This window comes from Nocardia miyunensis NBRC 108239, from assembly GCF_001613065.1.
GTDB lineage: Bacteria > Actinomycetota > Actinomycetes > Mycobacteriales > Mycobacteriaceae > Nocardia > Nocardia miyunensis.
Genome location: NZ_BDBQ01000072.1, coordinates 30043 through 48071 on the forward strand (window position 1 = coordinate 30043; position 18029 = coordinate 48071).

The window sequence follows — 18029 nt, forward strand, 5'->3', positions numbered from 1 at the left end:
CCCGCTCACGCCTTCTCCTGTTCCTGCTCCAGAAGTTTGACCACGCGGGCGGCGATCGACTCGATGGTCAGATCCCCGGTGAACTGGAACACGCTCATCTGCACGTCGAGCTGCTTCTGCACGCGGGCTCCGAACTCGACACCCATCACCGAATCGATGCCGAGATCCGCGATCGGCCCGCGCGTATCGATACTGTCGGGTTCGACGCCCAATACCTCTGACAACTGTTCGACGATCACCTTGATCACCGCGGGCGCCCGCTCCTCGGGCGGCAGATTGAGCAGCATCTGGCGAGCCGCCGCGGCCTGCTGCGACTCCGGCACCTCGTCGACGACCTCCTCGAATCGACCGCTGTTCGCGGCCACCCGGTTACTGCCGCGCCACGTCGCCCAGTCGACGTCGGCGAGCATGAGATTCGCCTGCCCGAACCTGGCCGCATCGAACAGCAGACCCGCCCCGCGATCCAGATCGAGGGGGTTGAACCCGAGCATTTCGAGATACTTGGTGACCGCGACGGACGACTCCGCCATACCGCCGCCGGCCATCGCGCCCCAGTTCACCGACATCCCGGCCAATCCCTCGGCACGGCGAGCCGCGGCGAACGCATCGAGCGTGGCGTTCGCCGCGACGTAGGACGCCTGCGGAATGGTCCCGGTGATCCCGCTGATCGAGGAATACAACACGAAGGCATCGAGGTCGAGGCCGCGTTCGCGGGTCGCCGCGTCCAGGGCCTGTGCCCCGCCGAACTTGGGCGCGAACACCGAACCGATCGTCTCGGCGCTGATCTCGGCCACCGGCTGGTCGGCGACCACCCCGGCGGTGTGGAACACGCCCCGCAACGGGCGTTCGGGATCCGCGGTCGCGTCCAGCACACGTCCCACCGACGCCACATCGCTGACGTCGGCGGATTCGCAGACCACGTCGACGCCGCGCGCGGCCAGCACCTCGAGCTGCCGGCGGACGTCGTCGGTGGTCACCCCGCGACGACCGACGAGCACCAGCCTGGTCGCACCGCGCTGCACCAGCGCCCGCGCGGTCGCCAGACCGAACGCGCCGAAACCTCCGGTGATCAGATAGGTCGCGTCGGGCCGGACCGGCAAGGCCGGTGGACGCTGCGGCAGCACCTCGGGAATGTCGGTGCGCAGGTCGACGACGACGCGTCCCACCTGCGACGCTCGCAACACCGTCTCGAAGGCGGCGGACAGTTCCGTGATCGGGAACCGCACGTAGGGAAGCGGTTCGACCTTCCCCTGAGCCATCGCGATCACGCATTCCTGCATGAGTTCCCGGAAACGCTCGGGCCGCTGCGCGAGCAGCCGGTCCATATCGATGGAGTAGAAGTTCAGGTTCCGGTTGAAGGGCCGCAGATCCACGGTGCCGCCGAAGTAGACATCCGCCTTCCCGATCTCGATGATCCGCCCGAATTCCGCGGCGACCGTGAAGTCCTGGCTGATCACCTCGCCGGGCATCGAGTTGTAGACGACGTCCACACCGCGGCCGTCGGTAAGCCGGAGCACCTCGTCGACGAAGCTCGACGAACGCGAATCCAGCACATGGGTCGCACCGATTTCCGCCACTGCCGCACGACGTTCCGCGGAACCGGCCGTCGCGAACACCGTGGCGCCCAGGCTCGCGGCCACCTGCACGGCCGCCATCCCCATACCCCCGGCCGCACCGTGGATCAGCACGCTGTTGCCGGGCCCGATATCCGCGAGCGCGCGCAGCGAGTAGTACGCGGTGATGTAAGGCAGCCCCGAGCCGATGGCCAGCGGATCCAATTCCTGGTGATCGCCCAGAACCGCCCGCGGGGCCCGCACCCACGCACCGCCACCGTCGACATCGAGCAGGGTGTATCGGCGCAGCAGGCCGCGTGCCGCGACCGCCATCGCGTCGCCGGGCTCGATATCGGTGACCTCGGATCCGACGCGGGTGACGACTCCGTAGCCCTCCATACCCGGGACGGTGCCGAAGTAGGTGCCGGACAGCTGTCGCTCGGTGAGGATGCCGAGCACCTTGAGGGGGTCCTTGTAGTTCAGGCCGATCGTCTCGATCCGGATCTCCACCTCGCGCGGGCCCGGTGGGACCCGATCGCATGCGCGCAGGGTCAGATCCTTGAGCAGCCGCGTGCGCGGCAGCACCACCTCGTAGGGTTCCTCGGTGCTCGCCAGCCGGTTCGGCACATCCCACCGTTCGACGAACTCCGCGGCCGAGCGCTGCACACGTTCGGCCGATCGGCCGTCGGCGCGCAACCGGATCTCGTCCGACTCCGCGGTCGTCCCCCGAATCAATTCGGCGACAAGGGAATCGGGGCTCACCGAGCCGTCGATGTCGATCGCCGACCAGCCGACGGGGCTCTGCTCCTGGGCGAGCGTGCGGCGCAATCCGACGAGGGCGGCGTGGGCCGGATCGAGTTCGGTGTCACCCGGGCCGACCATGCCGTGGCTGGTCACGATGACCACTCGCACGTCGAAGTCGGCCGGGTCGGTCTCGAGCCGGCCGGCGGAAGCGGCCGCGACGACGCGCGCGAACGACACGACGCGGTAGGCGAGTCCCGCCGCGTCGTATCCGGGTCCGGCGGCCAGGCCGATCCGCAGATAGCCGTCGCGGGCCAGGGCGTCGGTGAGCTGCTTCGTCATCGCGTCCACGGCCGCCGCGTCGTCGGGGTCGGCGTCCCAGGTGATCCGGAGCGGTTCGATCGGGCCCTGCGTCATACCCGACAGCACGGTCTCGGCGGGTGAGCCGATCGTGACCGCAACGTTGATCGCCCGGCTCTGATCGTTGGGTGCGAGCGCGGGGAGGTCCTCCCAGCGCCGCTCGTAGAACAGGCGCTCGAGGTCGTCCAGCGGGTCGGGCGCGACGCCGATGGGTGCGAATTCCGCGCCGTAGAGCGCGAGCGCGACCTCGCCGTTCCGGTCGGTCAGGAACGCGTCCACGCGCAACGGCTCGGTCGATACCACCGAGACGACCGCGAGGAGTTCGTCCGGAATGGGCCCGAACAGACGCACCCGGTCCACGGCGGCGGGAACGTGTGCGACGGCCCGGGTGTTGTTCGCGGTGCTGCTCGCGGCGAGCAGTACCGCGGCGCACTGGAACGCCGCGTCGGTCAGTGCCGGATGCACGACATGCGGTGCGTCAGGCACGAATTCGCCCTCGACGATGCCGCGGGTGTCCAGTTCGGCGACACAGGTCGTGCCCCGGACCCGGGCCCGCTGGATCCGCCGGAAAGCGGGCCCGTAGGCAAGGCCGAGCGCATCCATCGCGGCGTAGATCTCGTCGTGGTCGAACGCGATGTCGCCGGGTTCCTCGGCCGGTACCTCCAGCCGGTGCGCACCGGAATCCATCTCCACGAGCCGGCCCCAGGCGTGCTGGGTCCACAGATCCCCGTGACCCGATCGCGCCTTGATGGACAGACGTTTCGCGGCGTTCTCGACCGCGACGCGCACCACCGGCACATCGTGCTCGGAGACGATCAGGGGCGCGATGAACGCGAGGGCGTCCACGCCGACCTGGTCACGGCTCGTGCGCTGACGCGCCGCGGCGAGGGCCGCGTCGATGTATCCGGCGCCCGGCAGGACCACCGCACCGCCGACGTTGTGATCGCGCAGCCACGGCAGATTCGCCGGAGCCAGGGTGAGTTCCCATTCCGATTCGAGGGAGTCGGTGCGGTCGCCGAGCAGCGCGTATCGGTTCGGGTCGCCGTGCCGGGCGCGAAGTGTGCGGATGTTCTCCTCCCACACTTCCAGATCCAGCCACGGATACGGCGGCAGGTCCAGGTGCGCGACCTTCTTGTCCCGGTACGTCGCGGCGTCGCCGGGCGCGTCGACCGCGCCGACCCGGTACAGCTCGGCGAGGGCGGTCAGCGTCGCCGACTCGGCGTCCTCGTCGCGATGCAGGGTGCCGATGCCCGCGCCGCTCACGCTCTGTCGCACGAACGCCTCGCGGATGTTGCCGACGAGAACCGGGTGCGGTCCCACCTCGAGGAACACCCGGAATCGCTCGTCGATGAGCGAGTCGATCGCGTCGGCGAATCGTACGGTCTCGCGAACGTTGCGGCACCAGTAGCCGGGATCGGCGAATTCCCGTGCGTCGAACCGGCCGCCGGTGACGGTCGAGTAGACCGGCAGCGTGGCCTCGCGCGGAGTCAGGCCCGCCAGCGATTGTTCCAGCTCGCCGAGGATCGGGTCCATGAGATGACTGTGATACGGCACCTCGACCCGCAGCCGCCGCGCGAAGACGCCCTCGCCGGTCAGCTCCTCGCGCAACTCCTCGAGCGGTCCCTCCAGTCCCGCGAGCGTGACCGCGGTAGCGCCGTTGACCGCCGCGACGGACACCGCGTCGCCGAATCGTTCGAAACGCTGACGCGCCTCGTCCGGCCCCAGTCCCACCGCGAGCATGCCGCCGCTGCCCGCGGTCTGCGCCTGCAGGCGGGACCGGTGGTAGGCGACGGTGAGCGCGTCGGTGAGCGAGAGCGCCCCGCTGACGTAGGCCGCGGAGACCTCGCCGACGCTGTGCCCGACGACCGCCGCGGGACGAACGCCCCACTGCGCCAAGTGATCCACGAGTGCGACCTGGATCAGGAAGTTGCCGGGCTGGGCGATATCGGTGCGCGCGATGCGGGAGTCGTCCTCGCCGGCGAGCACCTCGTCCAGGATCGACCATCCGGCGATCCTGCGGAACTCGGCGTCGATCGCCTGGGCGGTGTCGCGGAACGGACCGGGCTCGACGAGCAGGGACCGGCCCATCGCCCACCACTGCGGACCCATGCCGCTGAAGACGAACACCGGGGTGCGCAGGCCCTCCACCAGGACCCGGTCGCCGATCTTGCCCTCTCCGGACGCGAACGAATCCAGCTGTGCCACAAGGTCTTCGGTGTCGCGATAGACGAATCCGCGCCGGAGGTGGTGATGCGCCCGACGCCGCACCGCCGCGGCCTTGACCCGCGGCAGGTCGACCGGGCCGCCGCCGCTGGCGGCATCGACCGTCGGAGAATCGACGGTCGGGGATGCGGGTTCGGCTGCGCCGGAAGGTGTTCTGAGCAGATCGCCGTATCCGCGCGCGAGCCGCCGCAGCGACTCCTCACTGCGGGCGGAGACCGGGAACACCCGGACCGTATCGCGGGCCTCGTCGCCGTGCACCGCTTCGGGGGCGCGCTCGACGAGCACGTGGGCGTTGGTGCCGCCGTATCCGAAACTGTTGACCCCCGCGTGGATTCCGTCGAGATCCTCGACCTCGAGCGGCACCGTCAGGCCCAGATCGTCGAATGCGATCTCGGGATTGGGGTTCTCCAGGTACGCCTGCGGCGCGACGCGCCCCTCCCGCACCGTGAGCGCCGCCTTGATCAGTCCGGCCACCCCGGCCGCCGCCTCGGTGTGGCCGAAGTTGTTCTTCACCGACCCCATCCGCAGGGGACGGGTGCGCCCCTCGGCCATCCCGTAGGCGCGGCCGAGCGCGGAGGCCTCCAGCGGGTCGCCCACGCCGGTGCCCGTGCCGTGCGCCTCGACGTAACCGACTCGGGCAGGGTCGATTTCGGCTTGCTCGGCCACCTTCCGGGCCAACGCGTACTGCGAATCCGGATTGGGCACGGGCAGCGCCAGGGTGCGACCGTCCTGGTTCACTCCGCTGCCGCGGATCACCGCGTAGACCCGATCCCGGTCGCGCACAGCCTGTTCCAGATTCTTGAGCACGACGACGCCGACGCCCTCGCCGCGGCCGTAGCCGTCGGCGGAGGCGTCGAACGACTTGCATCGACCGTCCACGGACAGGAACCGACCCTTGCACATCGTGATGAAGGTCTCCGGCTGGAAGATCACGTTGGAGCCGCCGACCAGTGCGATGTCGCACTCCCCGTCGGCGATGGCGCGGACGCCGAGATGGGTGGCCACGAGCGAGGACGAGCACGCGGTGTCCACGGTCAGGCTGGGCCCGTGCAGGTCGAACGTGTACGCGATCCGGTTGGACAGCAACGTCTGTGACGAACTGGTCGCGGCGAAGTTGTCGATCCGGTCCAGCGCGTGCGACCCGGCCTTGCCGACCGCGTTGTCGTTGGTGAACCCGCCGATGAAGGTGCCGACCGAGGCGCCGCTGACATTCCCGGCGACGCCCGCGTCGTCGAGCGCCTCCCAGGACACCTGCAGCAACCGACGCTGCTGGGGATCGAGGGTCGCCGCCTCCCGCCGGGAGATTCCGAAGAAGTCCGAATCGAATCGGGCGAATGGCTCATCGACGAAAGACGCGTGCCTGGTGTACATCCGGCCCGGCGCCTCCGGATCCGGGTCGTAGTAACGGTCGACATCCCATCGCCAGTCCGGGATCTCGGTGACCGCATCTCCCTTGCGTACCAGGAAATCCCAGAAACTGGACGAATCGACTATGCCCCCGGGATACCTGCACCCGATTCCGATTATGGCGATGGCAACCATGGCCCCCACTTACTGTATGGAAACTGATGACCGCCGAATTATCGACTGGATAGCGCTGTGTTGTCCAACGATTTTCAGAATTCGCTGAGCAACGGCACAAGCGACCGACACTCACGTATGGTGGGCACCATGCTGTGCCAAGATCGCTGTCCCACTTGCACATACGTGCTGCTGACAGCGTCCGTAACAGGCGATCGTACCCCGGCCCTCGATACGTTCGGGCCGTCGATATTCCCGCCGGTGGGGACCGCATGAAAGTCCCATTCGACTTGATAGAAGGTTTCGGGCGGGTTGCTCGCAAGCGACCACTGTTCGTCATCGGAGTCTGGATAGTTCTGGCGGGCGTGCTGAATATCGCTGTCCCGCAAATCAGTTCGGTCGCCTCGAACCATTCGGCGGACTTCATCCCCCGAGACGCGCCCGCGGTGCGCGCACTGCAGAACATGGGAATCACGTTCCACGAGTCCACTTCGTCCGGTTCCGCGTATGTCGTATTGAATCGTGCAGGGGGACTGAACGATACCGACCGCGCCTATTATGGAAAACTCATCGGCGCGCTTCGGCACGACACCGCCCACGTGCAGTCCGTCCAGGATCTGTGGGGCAACCCGACGACCGCACCGGCGGCGCTGAGCGCGGACAAGACCACGACCTACGCACTCGTTCGATTGGTCGGCGACTCCGGCACATCCGCGTCCATCGCGTCGGTGAACTCCATCCGCGCCACGATCGACCGCCTCGCGCACCCGCCGGATCTGACCGTCCTGACGACCGGACCCGCCGCGACGATCTCGGACGAATTCTCCGGCATCGAGTCCTCGCTTCCGTTCGTCACCGCGCTGACCGTCCTGTGCATCATGCTGGTGCTGTTCGCGGTCTACCGATCACCGGCGGCGGTCGCGATACCGCTGGCCACAATCGGTCTGGCCCTTGCGGTTTCGAACGGGACCGCGGCGTTCCTCGGAATGCACGGGATGCCGTTGTCGATCTTCTCGGTATCGCTGCTGTCGGCGATCGTGCTGGGCGCGGGCACCGATTACGCGATCTTCCTGATCAGCCGATACCACGAGGCCCGGCGGACCGGTGCGGCCCCGACCGACGCGATGACGACGAGTTTCCCGCGGATCGCCTCGGTGATCCTGGCATCCGGTTTAGTCGTGACGCTCACCTGCGCGGGCATGTCGGTGACCCGGATCGGCCTGTTCCGCACCGTGGGTCTGCCGTGCGCGATCGGCGTCTTCGTGACTCTGCTGGCCGCGCTCACGCTGACCCCGGCGATGATCGCCCTGGCGATTCGGCTGGGTATGCTCGAACCGCGAAAACAGTCCGGCCGATCGCGGTATTGGCGCTGGATCGCGGTGCGGACGGTGCGGCGTCCCGGTCGCGCACTGGCGTTCTCGCTCGGGGGGCTCATCCTGCTCGCCGCGGTCATCCCGACCATCCATCTGAGTTACGACGAGCGGCAGGCCCAGCGCGCCACCACCGACAGCAACCGGGGCTACGACATCGTCGCAAAGCACTACCACGGCAATATCCTGCTGCCCGAATACGTCACTGTCACAGCCGATCACGATCTGCGCAACACCAAGGACTTCGCGGCGCTGGAATCGATGTCGGCCGCCGTGGCGAAGGTCCCCGGGGTGGTCTCGGTGCAGTCGATCAGCCGCCCGCTGGGCGAGACGATCCCCGAGAGCTCGCTCGGCTATCAGGCCGGAGTCGTGGCGGACGGGTTGTCCGGCGGCGTGGTCCAGCTCGCCGCCGCGCAGCCGCAGATTCACGAATTGACCGATGGCACAGGCCGTCTGGCCGATGGTGCGCGGGTCCTGCACGCGGGCTCACAGCAACTCAGCGCGGGCATGAAACAGGCCGTCGCCGGTTCGGGCCAGCTCGTGAACGGGGACGTACAACTCGACAACGGGCTGACCGCGGCACGTTCGGGCACCAAGCAACTGCGCGACGGCGCGGATCAGCTGACGAAGGGTTCGCGTCAACTGGCGGACGGTGTGGGTCAGGCACTCGCCTTCCTGAACACCCCGCAGAGCAATCTCGCCGCGCTCCGGCAGCAGACGGCCGCGACGCCGGACTGCGATGCGCAGCCGATGTGCGCGGCGTCGAAATCCCTACTGGCATTTCTGGATTCGACGCCCGCCGGGCAGGCGCTGACCAACGCCGAGCGGCTCCAGAACGGGGTCCAGCAGGTAGCGGACGGCAACCGCCGCCTGGCCGACGGCCTGGCGCAACTGGACGACGGGCTGACCCGAGCCAGCGATGGCACGGGCGCGCTCCTGGCCGGGCAGCGTCGCCTGGACACCGGTCTGCGTCAACTCGACGCGGGCGCCGATCAACTCGTCGCGGGCAGCGGGCAGCTCGCGGACGGTTCCACCCGGGTCGACGATGGTGTCAACCTGATGACCTCGCAACTGTCCCGCCTGCAGACCGGCCTGAAGACCGCATCGGACTATCTGAGCGAACTGCGCAGGAACACCGCGGCCGGAAACACCGGCGGTTTCTACATTCCGCAGTGGGCCATGTCCCGCCCCGATCTGCAGACCGCCATCGGGCTGTTCATCTCGCCCGACGGCCGGATGGCCCGCATGATCGTCACCGATTCCGGTGATCCGTTCAGCACCAAGGCGATGGACCGCACCGGCACGATGCTGAACACCGCGCGGCAGGCGGTGCGCGGGACCGATCTGCGCGGTTCGGCCGTCGAGATCACGGGTCTCACGCCCACCTATCGGGACCTGCGGTCGATGGCGCTGCGCGATTTCGCCACCATCGTCGTGCTCGCGAGTGTGCTCGCGCTGCTGGTCATCGCCGCACTGATGCGCAGCCTGGTGGTGCCGCTCTATGTGGTAGGCTCGGCGATCCTGTCGTTCGGCGCGGCACTGGGACTGAGCGTCGCGGTCTGGCAGCATCTGCTGCACCAGCCGCTGCACTGGGCCGTGCCGTCACTGGCGTTCATCATCCTCGTGGCGGTGGCCGCCGACTACAACGTCCTGCTGACCTCGCGCGTGCGTGACCGGATGTTGCAGTCACGCACGGGTCTGCGCGGTTCGCCCCGATCGTCCATCATTCAGGCGGTGACCTCGACCGGTGGCGTGATCACCACTGCCGGTGCGGTTTTCGCGATCACCATGCTGGCCCTCACCGCGGCCGCGGTCGGCAATACCGCCCAGGTCGGCTTCACCATCGGCCTCGGGCTGATCATCGACACGATGGTCGTGCGGACCATCGTGGTACCGGCGATCGCGGCGGTGCTCGGACCGCGCAACTGGTGGCCCGTCGTGCGAGGGCGACCGAAATCCGGTGAGCCCCTGCGATCATCGGTCGACGATTCATCCGGCGATGACGATAAAGCCTGTGTCACATGATATTTCGAAGGAGGATCGGGTCATGACCGAAAGCGGAAGCCCGGCGACCGATGTCGCGGCCCGCGTCGCCTACGTTTTCTCGGGTTACGGTGCCCTGTGGGAAGGCATGGGGGTGGCCCTGATGCACGAGGACGCGACGTTCCGGGCCGCGATTCACGAGGTATCCGGACAGTTCGACAACCATATGGACTGGTCGGTCGAGGAGCAGCTGAAATCGGCCAGGACGGGCGACTACCGGAACCTGACCGTCGGCGGCCCCGCGATCTTCGCGATCCAGTACGGCTTGATCCTCGCGCTGGCCGAACGCGGAATCGCCCCCTCGGTGACGGTCGGCGTCAGCTTCGGCGAATACGCCGCAGCCACGGCCTCCGGGGTTCTCACCCTCCCCGAGGCATGCCGACTCGTCGCCGCCTCGGCGCTGGCGCTGAAGGCCGCCAACGGCATCGGCGGCACGGCGACCGCGGCCATCTCCGAGGACCGCGCACACGACATCGCCGCCGCCTCGCACGGCGATATCCAGATAGCCGTCGTCATGTCCGAGGGCGGAGTGCTACTCGCGGGCACCGACTCCGCATTGGACGACCTGGGTACCGAACTGGCTCGCGAGGGCGTCTACTACCACATACTCGAGGAATTTCCGTATCCCTACCACTCACCACTCATGGCGGGTGTGTGCACCCTGTTCCAACAGCAGATGGATCACGTGCGGACCGCTCCGGCCACCGTTCCGATGATTTCCACGGTGACCGGCGACTACATCGACGGCCCCGATCTGAACGTCGAATACTGGACCCGGCATTTCGTCACCACCACCCTGCTGCGACAAGCCGCCCACCGCGCCGCCCGAACCGAAACGATATTTCTGGAGGTGGGCCCCCGCCCTCATCTGCAAACCCCCCTCCGCACCCACCGCCGCCCCGACGGCGAACGCATACTCGTCCTGCCCACCCTGACCCGCCACAAGCCGGGCACAGCCGCGCTGGACGAGGCAGTCGACCGAATCCGCGCACACGGCGAATGAGATCTTTCCGCCCGCTCAGTTGGGAAATACCGACGACACGAGCCCCATCACGATGGCGGTCAACGACAACGAACCCGTCCCGAAGGCGGCGGCGACGCCGCATGCGATGAGAACGTCATCGGGGGTGGGCTCGGGCGGGACCACCGTTCGTTTCAGCAGGGCGATGCGCACCGGCAGAGCCCACTCGATCCCCACGCCGCCGTCCGTATAGGCGGTGAGTGAGCAGAATTCTTTTTCGATCTCCCAAGGGTTTCCGCCGATGAATCTGCACGTCGTGAGATCTTTCGGCCCGAAACTCGAAGTCCTGGAATCGTATTCGATCAAAATTCGATATGTCCTCTTGACGATCCGGCCGCCGCCCGGGCGAATCCCGACCGGTTCTCCGGCCAGATCAGCGGTCAGAGAATTCTCATCGCGCGTGCCGAGCGGAACATTGTCCCGCGTTCTCGGCCCGCGACGTTCGATCGTGAACACCCTCGACGCGTCCGATTCGAACCAGGTCGCAACGCGCGACTCGGCACGTTCGATGACGACGTCACCGAATTCGCCGCCATCCGCCCGCGCCCGGACGACTTCACAGCCCGGCATACCGTCCCCCGCCCTCCCCGTGCAGATCATCGCCCCGTCCCCCGAGGTCTACAGAAAAGTCTGCCAGACAACGACGCAACTGGGCGTCCGCTGAAGTCCTGGTTATCGCCGCCGTCGTGGCCACGACCGCTTCATCTACGACGGGCACGCTTGCCGCGACGTCATCCACTCGTGCCGGCCCGCCCGCCACACGGTCGTGCGGGCCAGCCGACGGAGCACGTGGCCGCGACAGCGAACAGGCATCGAATATCCGCACACAGCCGGCCTGCGCTACCGATCCACGGCGGTCGAACCGATCTGCGGCGGTGTCGGCCGGCGTCGCACCGCGTCAATGGTTGGCGTCGACGTTGCCGGCCTTCCATTCCGGCCAGGGGACGTTCCAGTCGCCCAAACCATCCACACCCGAAAGTGTGCTTCCCACAGTGTTTTTCACTATGGCGATATCGCCCCGCTTGGCGTTCTCGTAGACCCAGCGGGCATTGGCCGGACTCAGGTTCAGGCAGCCGTGACTGGTGTTGGAGTACCCCTGCTGGCCGACCGACCACGGGGCCGAATGCATGAAGATGCCGCTGTAGGACATGCGCGTGGCCCAGTCGACGCGGCTGCGGTATCCGCCGGGTGCGGACGCGGCGAGGCCGAAGGTGGCGGAGTCCATGATCATGTGATCGAAACGGTCGCTGATGATGTAGATGCCGTTGTTGGTCGGCGAGGAGGCCTTGCCCATCGAGGTCGGCATCGTCCGCACCACCCGGCCGTTGTGTTCGACGGTCACCATCTTGGTGTTGTCGTCGGCGGTGAAGACCATGGGATCGCCGATGGTGAAGCGGGAATGGATATCGCTGTCGCCGATCAGTCCGCCCAGATCGCGACCGTAGGTGTTCACGTTGACGCCGATCCGGGTGCCCGGCGCCCAGAAATGCTCTGGCCGCCAACGCACTTCGCGTTTGTTCACCCAGTAGAACGCGCCCTCCACGGGTGGTGTCGTGGTCACCTCGATCGCATTCTGCACCGCGTGACGATCCGGGATGTCCTCGTCGAACTGCACCGCGACCGGCTGACCGATACCCACCACCTCGTTCTCCCCCGGCAGCAGCCACGGATGCGTGCGCTTGCGCGGCTGCATAGTGGTGAAACTCGCCGTCCTGGTCGCGCCGCCGCCGATGCCGATCGCCGTGGCCCGCAGCCGATACGTCCGCCCGAACCCGAGTTGCTCGTCGGCCTGCCAGGACCGCCCGTCCGGGGCGATCCGCCCCGGCACCGGCCGCCCCTCCGGATTCAGCAGCGATATGCCGGTGAGCACGCCGTCGTCGACCCGCACCCGAACCGGATCGGCCACCGGCACATTCACCGCACCGTCCGCGACCGGCGCGACGATCTTCGGCGTGATCATGTCGAGCATCGGCCGCCGCTCGATGGCGGCCCCCGGTCCCCGCGCATTCGCCGCGCACCCCGCCACCAACGCAACCACCATCAGCACCACGAGATACGACAGCCCCCGACTCCCCTGCCGCCCTGTGCGCATAGGCAACCCCGTTCCAGTCGGGCGCACCCGGAAACCGGCTACGCAACTCACCAGACACCCACACGGATGAACCGAGACCACGCGCCCCTCATACTGCCAGCCGAACCCACCCCAACCCCGCAAACACGACGATCCCATCACCCCCACCCACCCTGACCAGGCGATTTCACGTTCCAAGCACCGAACTGTTATGGTTTCCCTCGCACCGGAACGGAGCCCGAGGGCCCCGGAACGGAACACTGCACCAGCGCCATTAGCTCAATTGGCAGAGCAGCTGACTCTTAATCAGCGGGTTCGGGGTTCGAGTCCCTGATGGCGCACCTAAATTCCCAGGTCAGACCCAAAATTCGGGTCGCGACGTCTTGGCCTATCGAGTCTTGGCCAAAAAACACCAAGAATTCCCGGCCGAACTATTTGCCAGTTGGCGCTGCTCGGCCCCTTTCCAGCACAGCCGACGAATCGGGTGCCTGTTGCGGCGACGCTATGTAAATGCCGCTCGGTGACACCTTCCTGGGCGTGGCCCAACTGCTTCGCGGCGGTCGTGTATTGCGTGACGTCCTTGTACGCGCTACCACGCGCGTCCCGCCATGTGCGGTTGAAGTTGTGCGGGTGGCGAAGCACCCCGCCCCGGCCGGACGCGGCCGCCACCAGCGTGACATCCCTTGCGAGCACATCTAATTGGGACAACAGGAGGCACGAAACGATCGGTGCGCCCACGCTTTATGGGATGAGGACGATCCTCCCGTGGGTGTGTCGGTCGGCGAGTCGCCGGTAGGCATCGCGGACTTCGGCCAGCGGGTAGGTAGCCGCGATCGGGATCTCCAGTTCACCACCCGCGACGAGATCGACGAGTCGCTGGAGCCCGGCGGCGCCGCCCGCATCGTTGGTGCCCGCGATGTGGGCCCGACCGTCGATCGCCGCGTGGAAATCGACGGCGGTATTGATGCGCTCCGCCGGGACGCCGAGTTCGTGGGCGAGGTCGACGTAACCCTCGCCGAATGTGTCGATGAAGGCGTCGATGCGGCCCCCGACGGCCGCTCGGATCCGATCCGCTCGACCGTCGCCATAGGTGACCGGAGTAATGCCGTGGTCGCGTAGCCACGCGTGGTTGGACTCGCTGGCCAGGCCCACGACGTCAGCACCGGCCCGGCGGGCGAGTTGGGCCGCCACGACACCGACGGCACCGGCGGCACCGGAGACGACGACCGTCTCGCCCGCCTGCGGCGCCACGGCCTCAACGCCCGCCAGGCCGGCCATCGGCGCGACATACATCGACCCGGCCACTTCCCAACTCATCCGAGTCGGCTTGCGGACCAGGTGGCCGGCAGGTACAGCGGCTAGCTCAGCCTGGGCGACGCGCTCCTCGGACCAGCCGAGTACCTCATCGCCTATGCGCCAGGCATCGACCTCATCACCGACCGAAACAATCTCGCCCGCCACGTCCTGGCCCTGCGCCGCGGGGAAACTCATCGACCATTTCGGCATATCAGAGTCCTTTCCGGAAAGCCGCGCCCGCAGCGCCCAGGCTTCCTCGGCGAGCCCCTCCCGCACGTAAATGTCGCCGGGGTTCGCGGCCGCGGCCCGAACCTCGACGACGACCCGCCCGGGTGCTGCGACGGGATCATCGGTGTGACGAACGTCGAGCACATCGACGTCGCCGTAATGATCGAAACGAACTGCTCGCATTGCCGACCTCCTTCAGATAGACATGTCTCACGTCATGACATGAGACATGTCTATCATGGCGCATGCCGAAACGCTAGGCTCTGCCTATGGATTCGAGTACGGACGACGTCCAGCTGCCCGCCGGGACGGGACCACTCGCCTTCCAGCGCACGATCCCCTGGCTGCTCGCGGGCGCCGGCAAACTCGTCCTGAGACGGTGGACCGAGATCCAGTCACAGCTCGACCTGACCTCCAGTCAGCACAAGCTCTTGCTGGCCCTCGATGAGACCGGCCCGCTCGGCCAGCAACGACTCGCCGAGCTGGTGGGCATCGATCGCCGCAATGCCGTGCCGATCATCGAGACGTCAGTCGAGCAGGGGCTCCTGATCCGACAGGTCGATCCCGCCGATCGGCGTCGCAGGGTACTCGAGCTGACGTCCCACGGTCGGCGGGTAGCAAAGACGCTCCGCCGTCTCAGCGCCGACATCGAAAAAGACCTACTGACTCCGCTCGCCCCTGCCGAACGCACCGAACTGCGAAGCGCACTACAGACCTTGCTCGACGAATCCAATAATCAGCACTGAAGTCTGGGGTTCGAAGCGCAATGGGTTACCGGGATGCGGCTCAGGCTATGGGATTCCGTCCGGTCGGATACCTTTCTCCCCCAACAGATCCCAACGCCCCGAACCGACACATCACCACGGCATTCGGCTCACCCGCCAACACCACTCACTTGGAGCAGCAGCTGACCGCTGCGCGCAGCGAACAGCAGCGCCGGACCGCACTATCCGCCGACGAGCAGATCCACCCACTGCTCCTCGACTCATCCTCGCTCATGCCGACCGTTGCCGGGCGGACCGAAGGCCGCGACGAGATCGTCGGCGACCCGGATGAGTACCGCACGCCCCTCCACGGCCGACACCCAATCTTGCGGAAGCGCAGCGGCCCCCTGGCTGGCACCAAGCAGATTGCCGGTGACCGCGCCGGTCGAATCGGAATCACCGGAGTGATTGACCGACAACAACAATGCGCCACGCACATCTCCGGAACGGGCCGCGTACAGAGAACAACACACGGCAATCGCCAGGCACTCCTCAGCGACCCAACCCCCACCGACCTGTTCGACCCAGATCGGGTTCAGCCTCTTCTGGGACACTTCGACCGCCCACACCAACGCCTGAACTGTCTCTCCTGCGGCAGGCACATCAGTGAGCTGCGCAATGGTCTGTTGTACAGCCGTCGGCAGATCGACACCGCCGGCCACCCGATCGATCAAAGCAGCAAATGCGCCCGCAGCGATATAACCGGTCGGATGTCCGTGCGTGAGCTGTGCGGCTCGAGCCGCAGTGGTGAACGCGGCATCGGGCCCCAGGCCGATCAGACCGAAAGGAGCCGACCGCATCACAGCACCACACCCCTTGGACTGCGGGTTCACCAGCCCCGGCTCCCCGAGCCGCCGCGCCGGAAGATATTCACGCGCTTGCCGATCCAGCCCGGACAAACACGCGTTGCCGGGCGCGCGCACCGCGTACAGGAACGGCTGGGCCAGCAGCCAGCCATCAGGATCCGGGCCCGGAGACTCCCTGCGCTGCGTATCCAGCCAGCGCAGGTACGCCTGCCGCAGCGCCGGTACAGGATCCGCACCCACCTCAGTGCGCAGCAGACCCTCGGCAGTGAACAGGGTCATCTGCGTATCGTCGGTGAACCCGCCGGTCCTGGGACGGATCGTGCTGATCGCGCTGCTGCTGTCGACGCTCTCCTCGACCGTGATCGATCTGTACTCGGGTTCGATGGCGGCCCTGGCCGCTGGGCTGCGGATTCCGCGCTGGGTCTCGGTCGCGATCGTCTGCACCATCGGATCGGCCCTGGCCTGGTGGGTGGGACAGCACGCCTTCGCCGACGCCTTCCAGAACTTCCTGCTGATCACCAGCTATTGGCTCGCCCCGTGGGCCGCGGTCACCGTCGCCGCGTTCTTCTGGCGCGACCGAGGCGCGGCGCCTACGCCGGTCCACCTGGCCGATCGCCGACACCGTTTCGGCTGGGCCCTGCCGGCCACCGTACTCGGCGTCGCCGCCTCCGTCCCCTTCATGAGCCAAAGCCTCTTCACCGGCCCGATCGCCGCCGCATACCCCGATGTCAGCGGCTTCGGGCACGTGATCGGCTGCGCCGTAGCCGTTTTCGCTTACGCCATCGTCTCCCGGAAGGTCAGTGCATGACCCCGCCACGCCCCCTGGTCCAGCCGCCAGTGAATACGAATACATCTGCCGCACAGACACTTACCGCGCCCGAACTCGCGTTGCTGCGCGAGGCGATCGCCGAATCGTACGCGTCCCGGGAACGCGGACGACACCCCTTCGGGGCCATCGTCGCGGATGAGAACGGCGTCGTCGTCGCTCGCCGCGGCAACAACTCGATGCCGCCGCAGGGGGATCCCACCCAGCACGCGGAACTGACCGCCGCGGCCCGCGCCACCGAACACCTCACCGCGGCGCAACTCACACGCGCCACCCTGTACACCAGCGCCGAACCGTGCGTCATGTGCGCGGGCGCGATCTATTGGGCCGGCATCGGCCGGGTCGTCTACGCGTTGTCCGAGGAAAAGCTGCTCGGCCTCACCGGCGACAACCCCGAGAATCCCACCTTCGCACTGCCGTGCCGCGAGATCTTCGCGCGTGGACAACGCGTCGTCGAGGTGTACGGCCCCGTGCTCGAGGAAGAGGCTGCGGCCGCTCACATCGGATTCTGGTAGCCGCTCTCCGCTGCTGCCGGAATCTTCATTCCTCGGTGAGGTGTGCGAGCGGAGTGATGATGCGTTCGGCGATATCCGGCGGCCAGGGGAAGGCTTGGGTGGACAGCCGCTGGTGAGCAAGGCCGTGCAGGCCGATCCACAGAGCCACCATGTCGGCGAATGTGTCGGTGCTGGTCGAGCAGCCGGCGTTCACGCAGCTCTCGAGGGCTTCGGTGAGCCGGCGCATGGTTGCTTGGCCGAGCGTCGCCAAGTCCTCCGCGGTTACGGCAGTCTCGTTCAGATTGGGCAACCACGTCCCGCCGAACATGATGAGATAGCGGCCCGGGTGCTCGCTCGCGTACTCCAGATAGCCCTGACACAAAGCCAGCAGTTGCTCACGGGGGGTGTCGCCTGCGGCGTCCATGGCAACGCGCAGCCATTCGTCCAACTCGGCGAAGGCATTGCGCAACACCTCCAGGATGATGGCCGACTGGTCGGGGAAATGCCGATAGATCGACGGGGCGGCGATACCGACGCGCCGGGCGATCGATCGCAGGGTGATGACGCTGGGGTCGCCGGTCTCGTCGAGCATCTCGGCGGCCGCCGTGACGATCTCCTCACGTAGGCGACCGCCCTCACCACGGCGATTGCGAACGCGGGCCCCTGTTGTTGATGCGTCTTCTGCCATGCCGTCAGCTTACGCCTCAAAACT

11 protein-coding genes and 1 tRNA gene are annotated in these 18029 nt (G+C 67.2%); 6 read left to right on the forward strand and 6 right to left on the reverse strand.

Features of this window, described 5'->3' with window-relative positions:
* Nucleotides 1-5: 5 nt before the first annotated feature.
* On the reverse strand, nt 6-6419 hold the full coding sequence (locus tag NM2_RS29800) for a type I polyketide synthase (protein ID WP_067675558.1): 6414 nt from the start codon (nt 6417-6419) through the stop codon (nt 6-8).
* A 251-nt stretch (nt 6420-6670) separates the two neighbouring features.
* On the opposite strand from NM2_RS29800, the gene NM2_RS29805 reads away from it, so the two are divergent.
* On the forward strand, nt 6671-9793 hold the full coding sequence (locus NM2_RS29805; protein ID WP_067675562.1) for an MMPL/RND family transporter: 3123 nt from the start codon (nt 6671-6673) through the stop codon (nt 9791-9793).
* A gap of 22 nt (nt 9794-9815) precedes the next feature.
* Nucleotides 9816-10814, forward strand: a complete 999-nt coding sequence (locus NM2_RS29810) for an acyltransferase domain-containing protein (protein ID WP_067675565.1) — start codon at nt 9816-9818, stop codon at nt 10812-10814.
* A gap of 15 nt (nt 10815-10829) precedes the next feature.
* Here NM2_RS29810 and NM2_RS29815 read toward each other — a convergent pair whose 3' ends face one another.
* Both NM2_RS29815 and NM2_RS29820 read right to left on the reverse strand, forming a co-directional pair.
* Nucleotides 10830-11402 carry a hypothetical protein gene (locus tag NM2_RS29815; RefSeq protein WP_067675568.1) on the reverse strand — a complete coding sequence of 191 codons (573 nt, stop codon included), beginning with the start codon at nt 11400-11402 and terminating at the stop codon, nt 10830-10832.
* A 328-nt stretch (nt 11403-11730) separates the two neighbouring features.
* On the reverse strand, nt 11731-12924 hold the full coding sequence (locus NM2_RS29820; protein ID WP_067675571.1) for a L,D-transpeptidase: 1194 nt from the start codon (nt 12922-12924) through the stop codon (nt 11731-11733).
* A 247-nt stretch (nt 12925-13171) separates the two neighbouring features.
* Between NM2_RS29820 and NM2_RS29825 the strand changes: the two genes are divergently transcribed.
* A tRNA-Lys gene (locus NM2_RS29825) sits at nt 13172-13244 on the forward strand.
* A 400-nt stretch (nt 13245-13644) separates the two neighbouring features.
* On the opposite strand, the gene NM2_RS29830 is transcribed toward NM2_RS29825, so the two are convergent.
* A complete protein-coding gene (locus tag NM2_RS29830; protein WP_067675574.1) occupies nt 13645-14610 on the reverse strand; it encodes a zinc-binding dehydrogenase in 966 nt (321 codons plus the stop codon).
* Between the two features lie 86 nt (nt 14611-14696).
* Between NM2_RS29830 and NM2_RS29835 the strand changes: the two genes are divergently transcribed.
* Nucleotides 14697-15173 carry a MarR family winged helix-turn-helix transcriptional regulator gene (locus NM2_RS29835; protein WP_067675577.1) on the forward strand — a complete coding sequence of 159 codons (477 nt, stop codon included), beginning with the start codon at nt 14697-14699 and terminating at the stop codon, nt 15171-15173.
* 239 nt (nt 15174-15412) lie between these two features.
* Here NM2_RS29835 and NM2_RS29840 read toward each other — a convergent pair whose 3' ends face one another.
* The gene (locus tag NM2_RS29840; protein WP_067675581.1) at nt 15413-16276 is read right to left on the reverse strand and encodes an ADP-ribosylglycohydrolase family protein; all 864 of its coding nucleotides are present in this window, start codon (nt 16274-16276) and stop codon (nt 15413-15415) included.
* 13 nt (nt 16277-16289) lie between these two features.
* Between NM2_RS29840 and NM2_RS29845 the strand changes: the two genes are divergently transcribed.
* Both NM2_RS29845 and NM2_RS29850 read left to right on the forward strand, forming a co-directional pair.
* Nucleotides 16290-16805, forward strand: a complete 516-nt coding sequence (locus NM2_RS29845) for a purine-cytosine permease family protein (protein ID WP_067675584.1) — start codon at nt 16290-16292, stop codon at nt 16803-16805.
* The gene (locus tag NM2_RS29850; RefSeq protein ID WP_084531693.1) at nt 16802-17338 is read left to right on the forward strand and encodes a nucleoside deaminase; all 537 of its coding nucleotides are present in this window, start codon (nt 16802-16804) and stop codon (nt 17336-17338) included. Before NM2_RS29845 ends, NM2_RS29850 begins: the two co-directional genes overlap by 4 nt.
* A 25-nt stretch (nt 17339-17363) precedes the next feature.
* On the opposite strand, the gene NM2_RS29855 is transcribed toward NM2_RS29850, so the two are convergent.
* A complete protein-coding gene (locus NM2_RS29855; RefSeq protein WP_067675587.1) occupies nt 17364-18005 on the reverse strand; it encodes a TetR/AcrR family transcriptional regulator in 642 nt (213 codons plus the stop codon).
* Nucleotides 18006-18029: the final 24 nt, after the last annotated feature.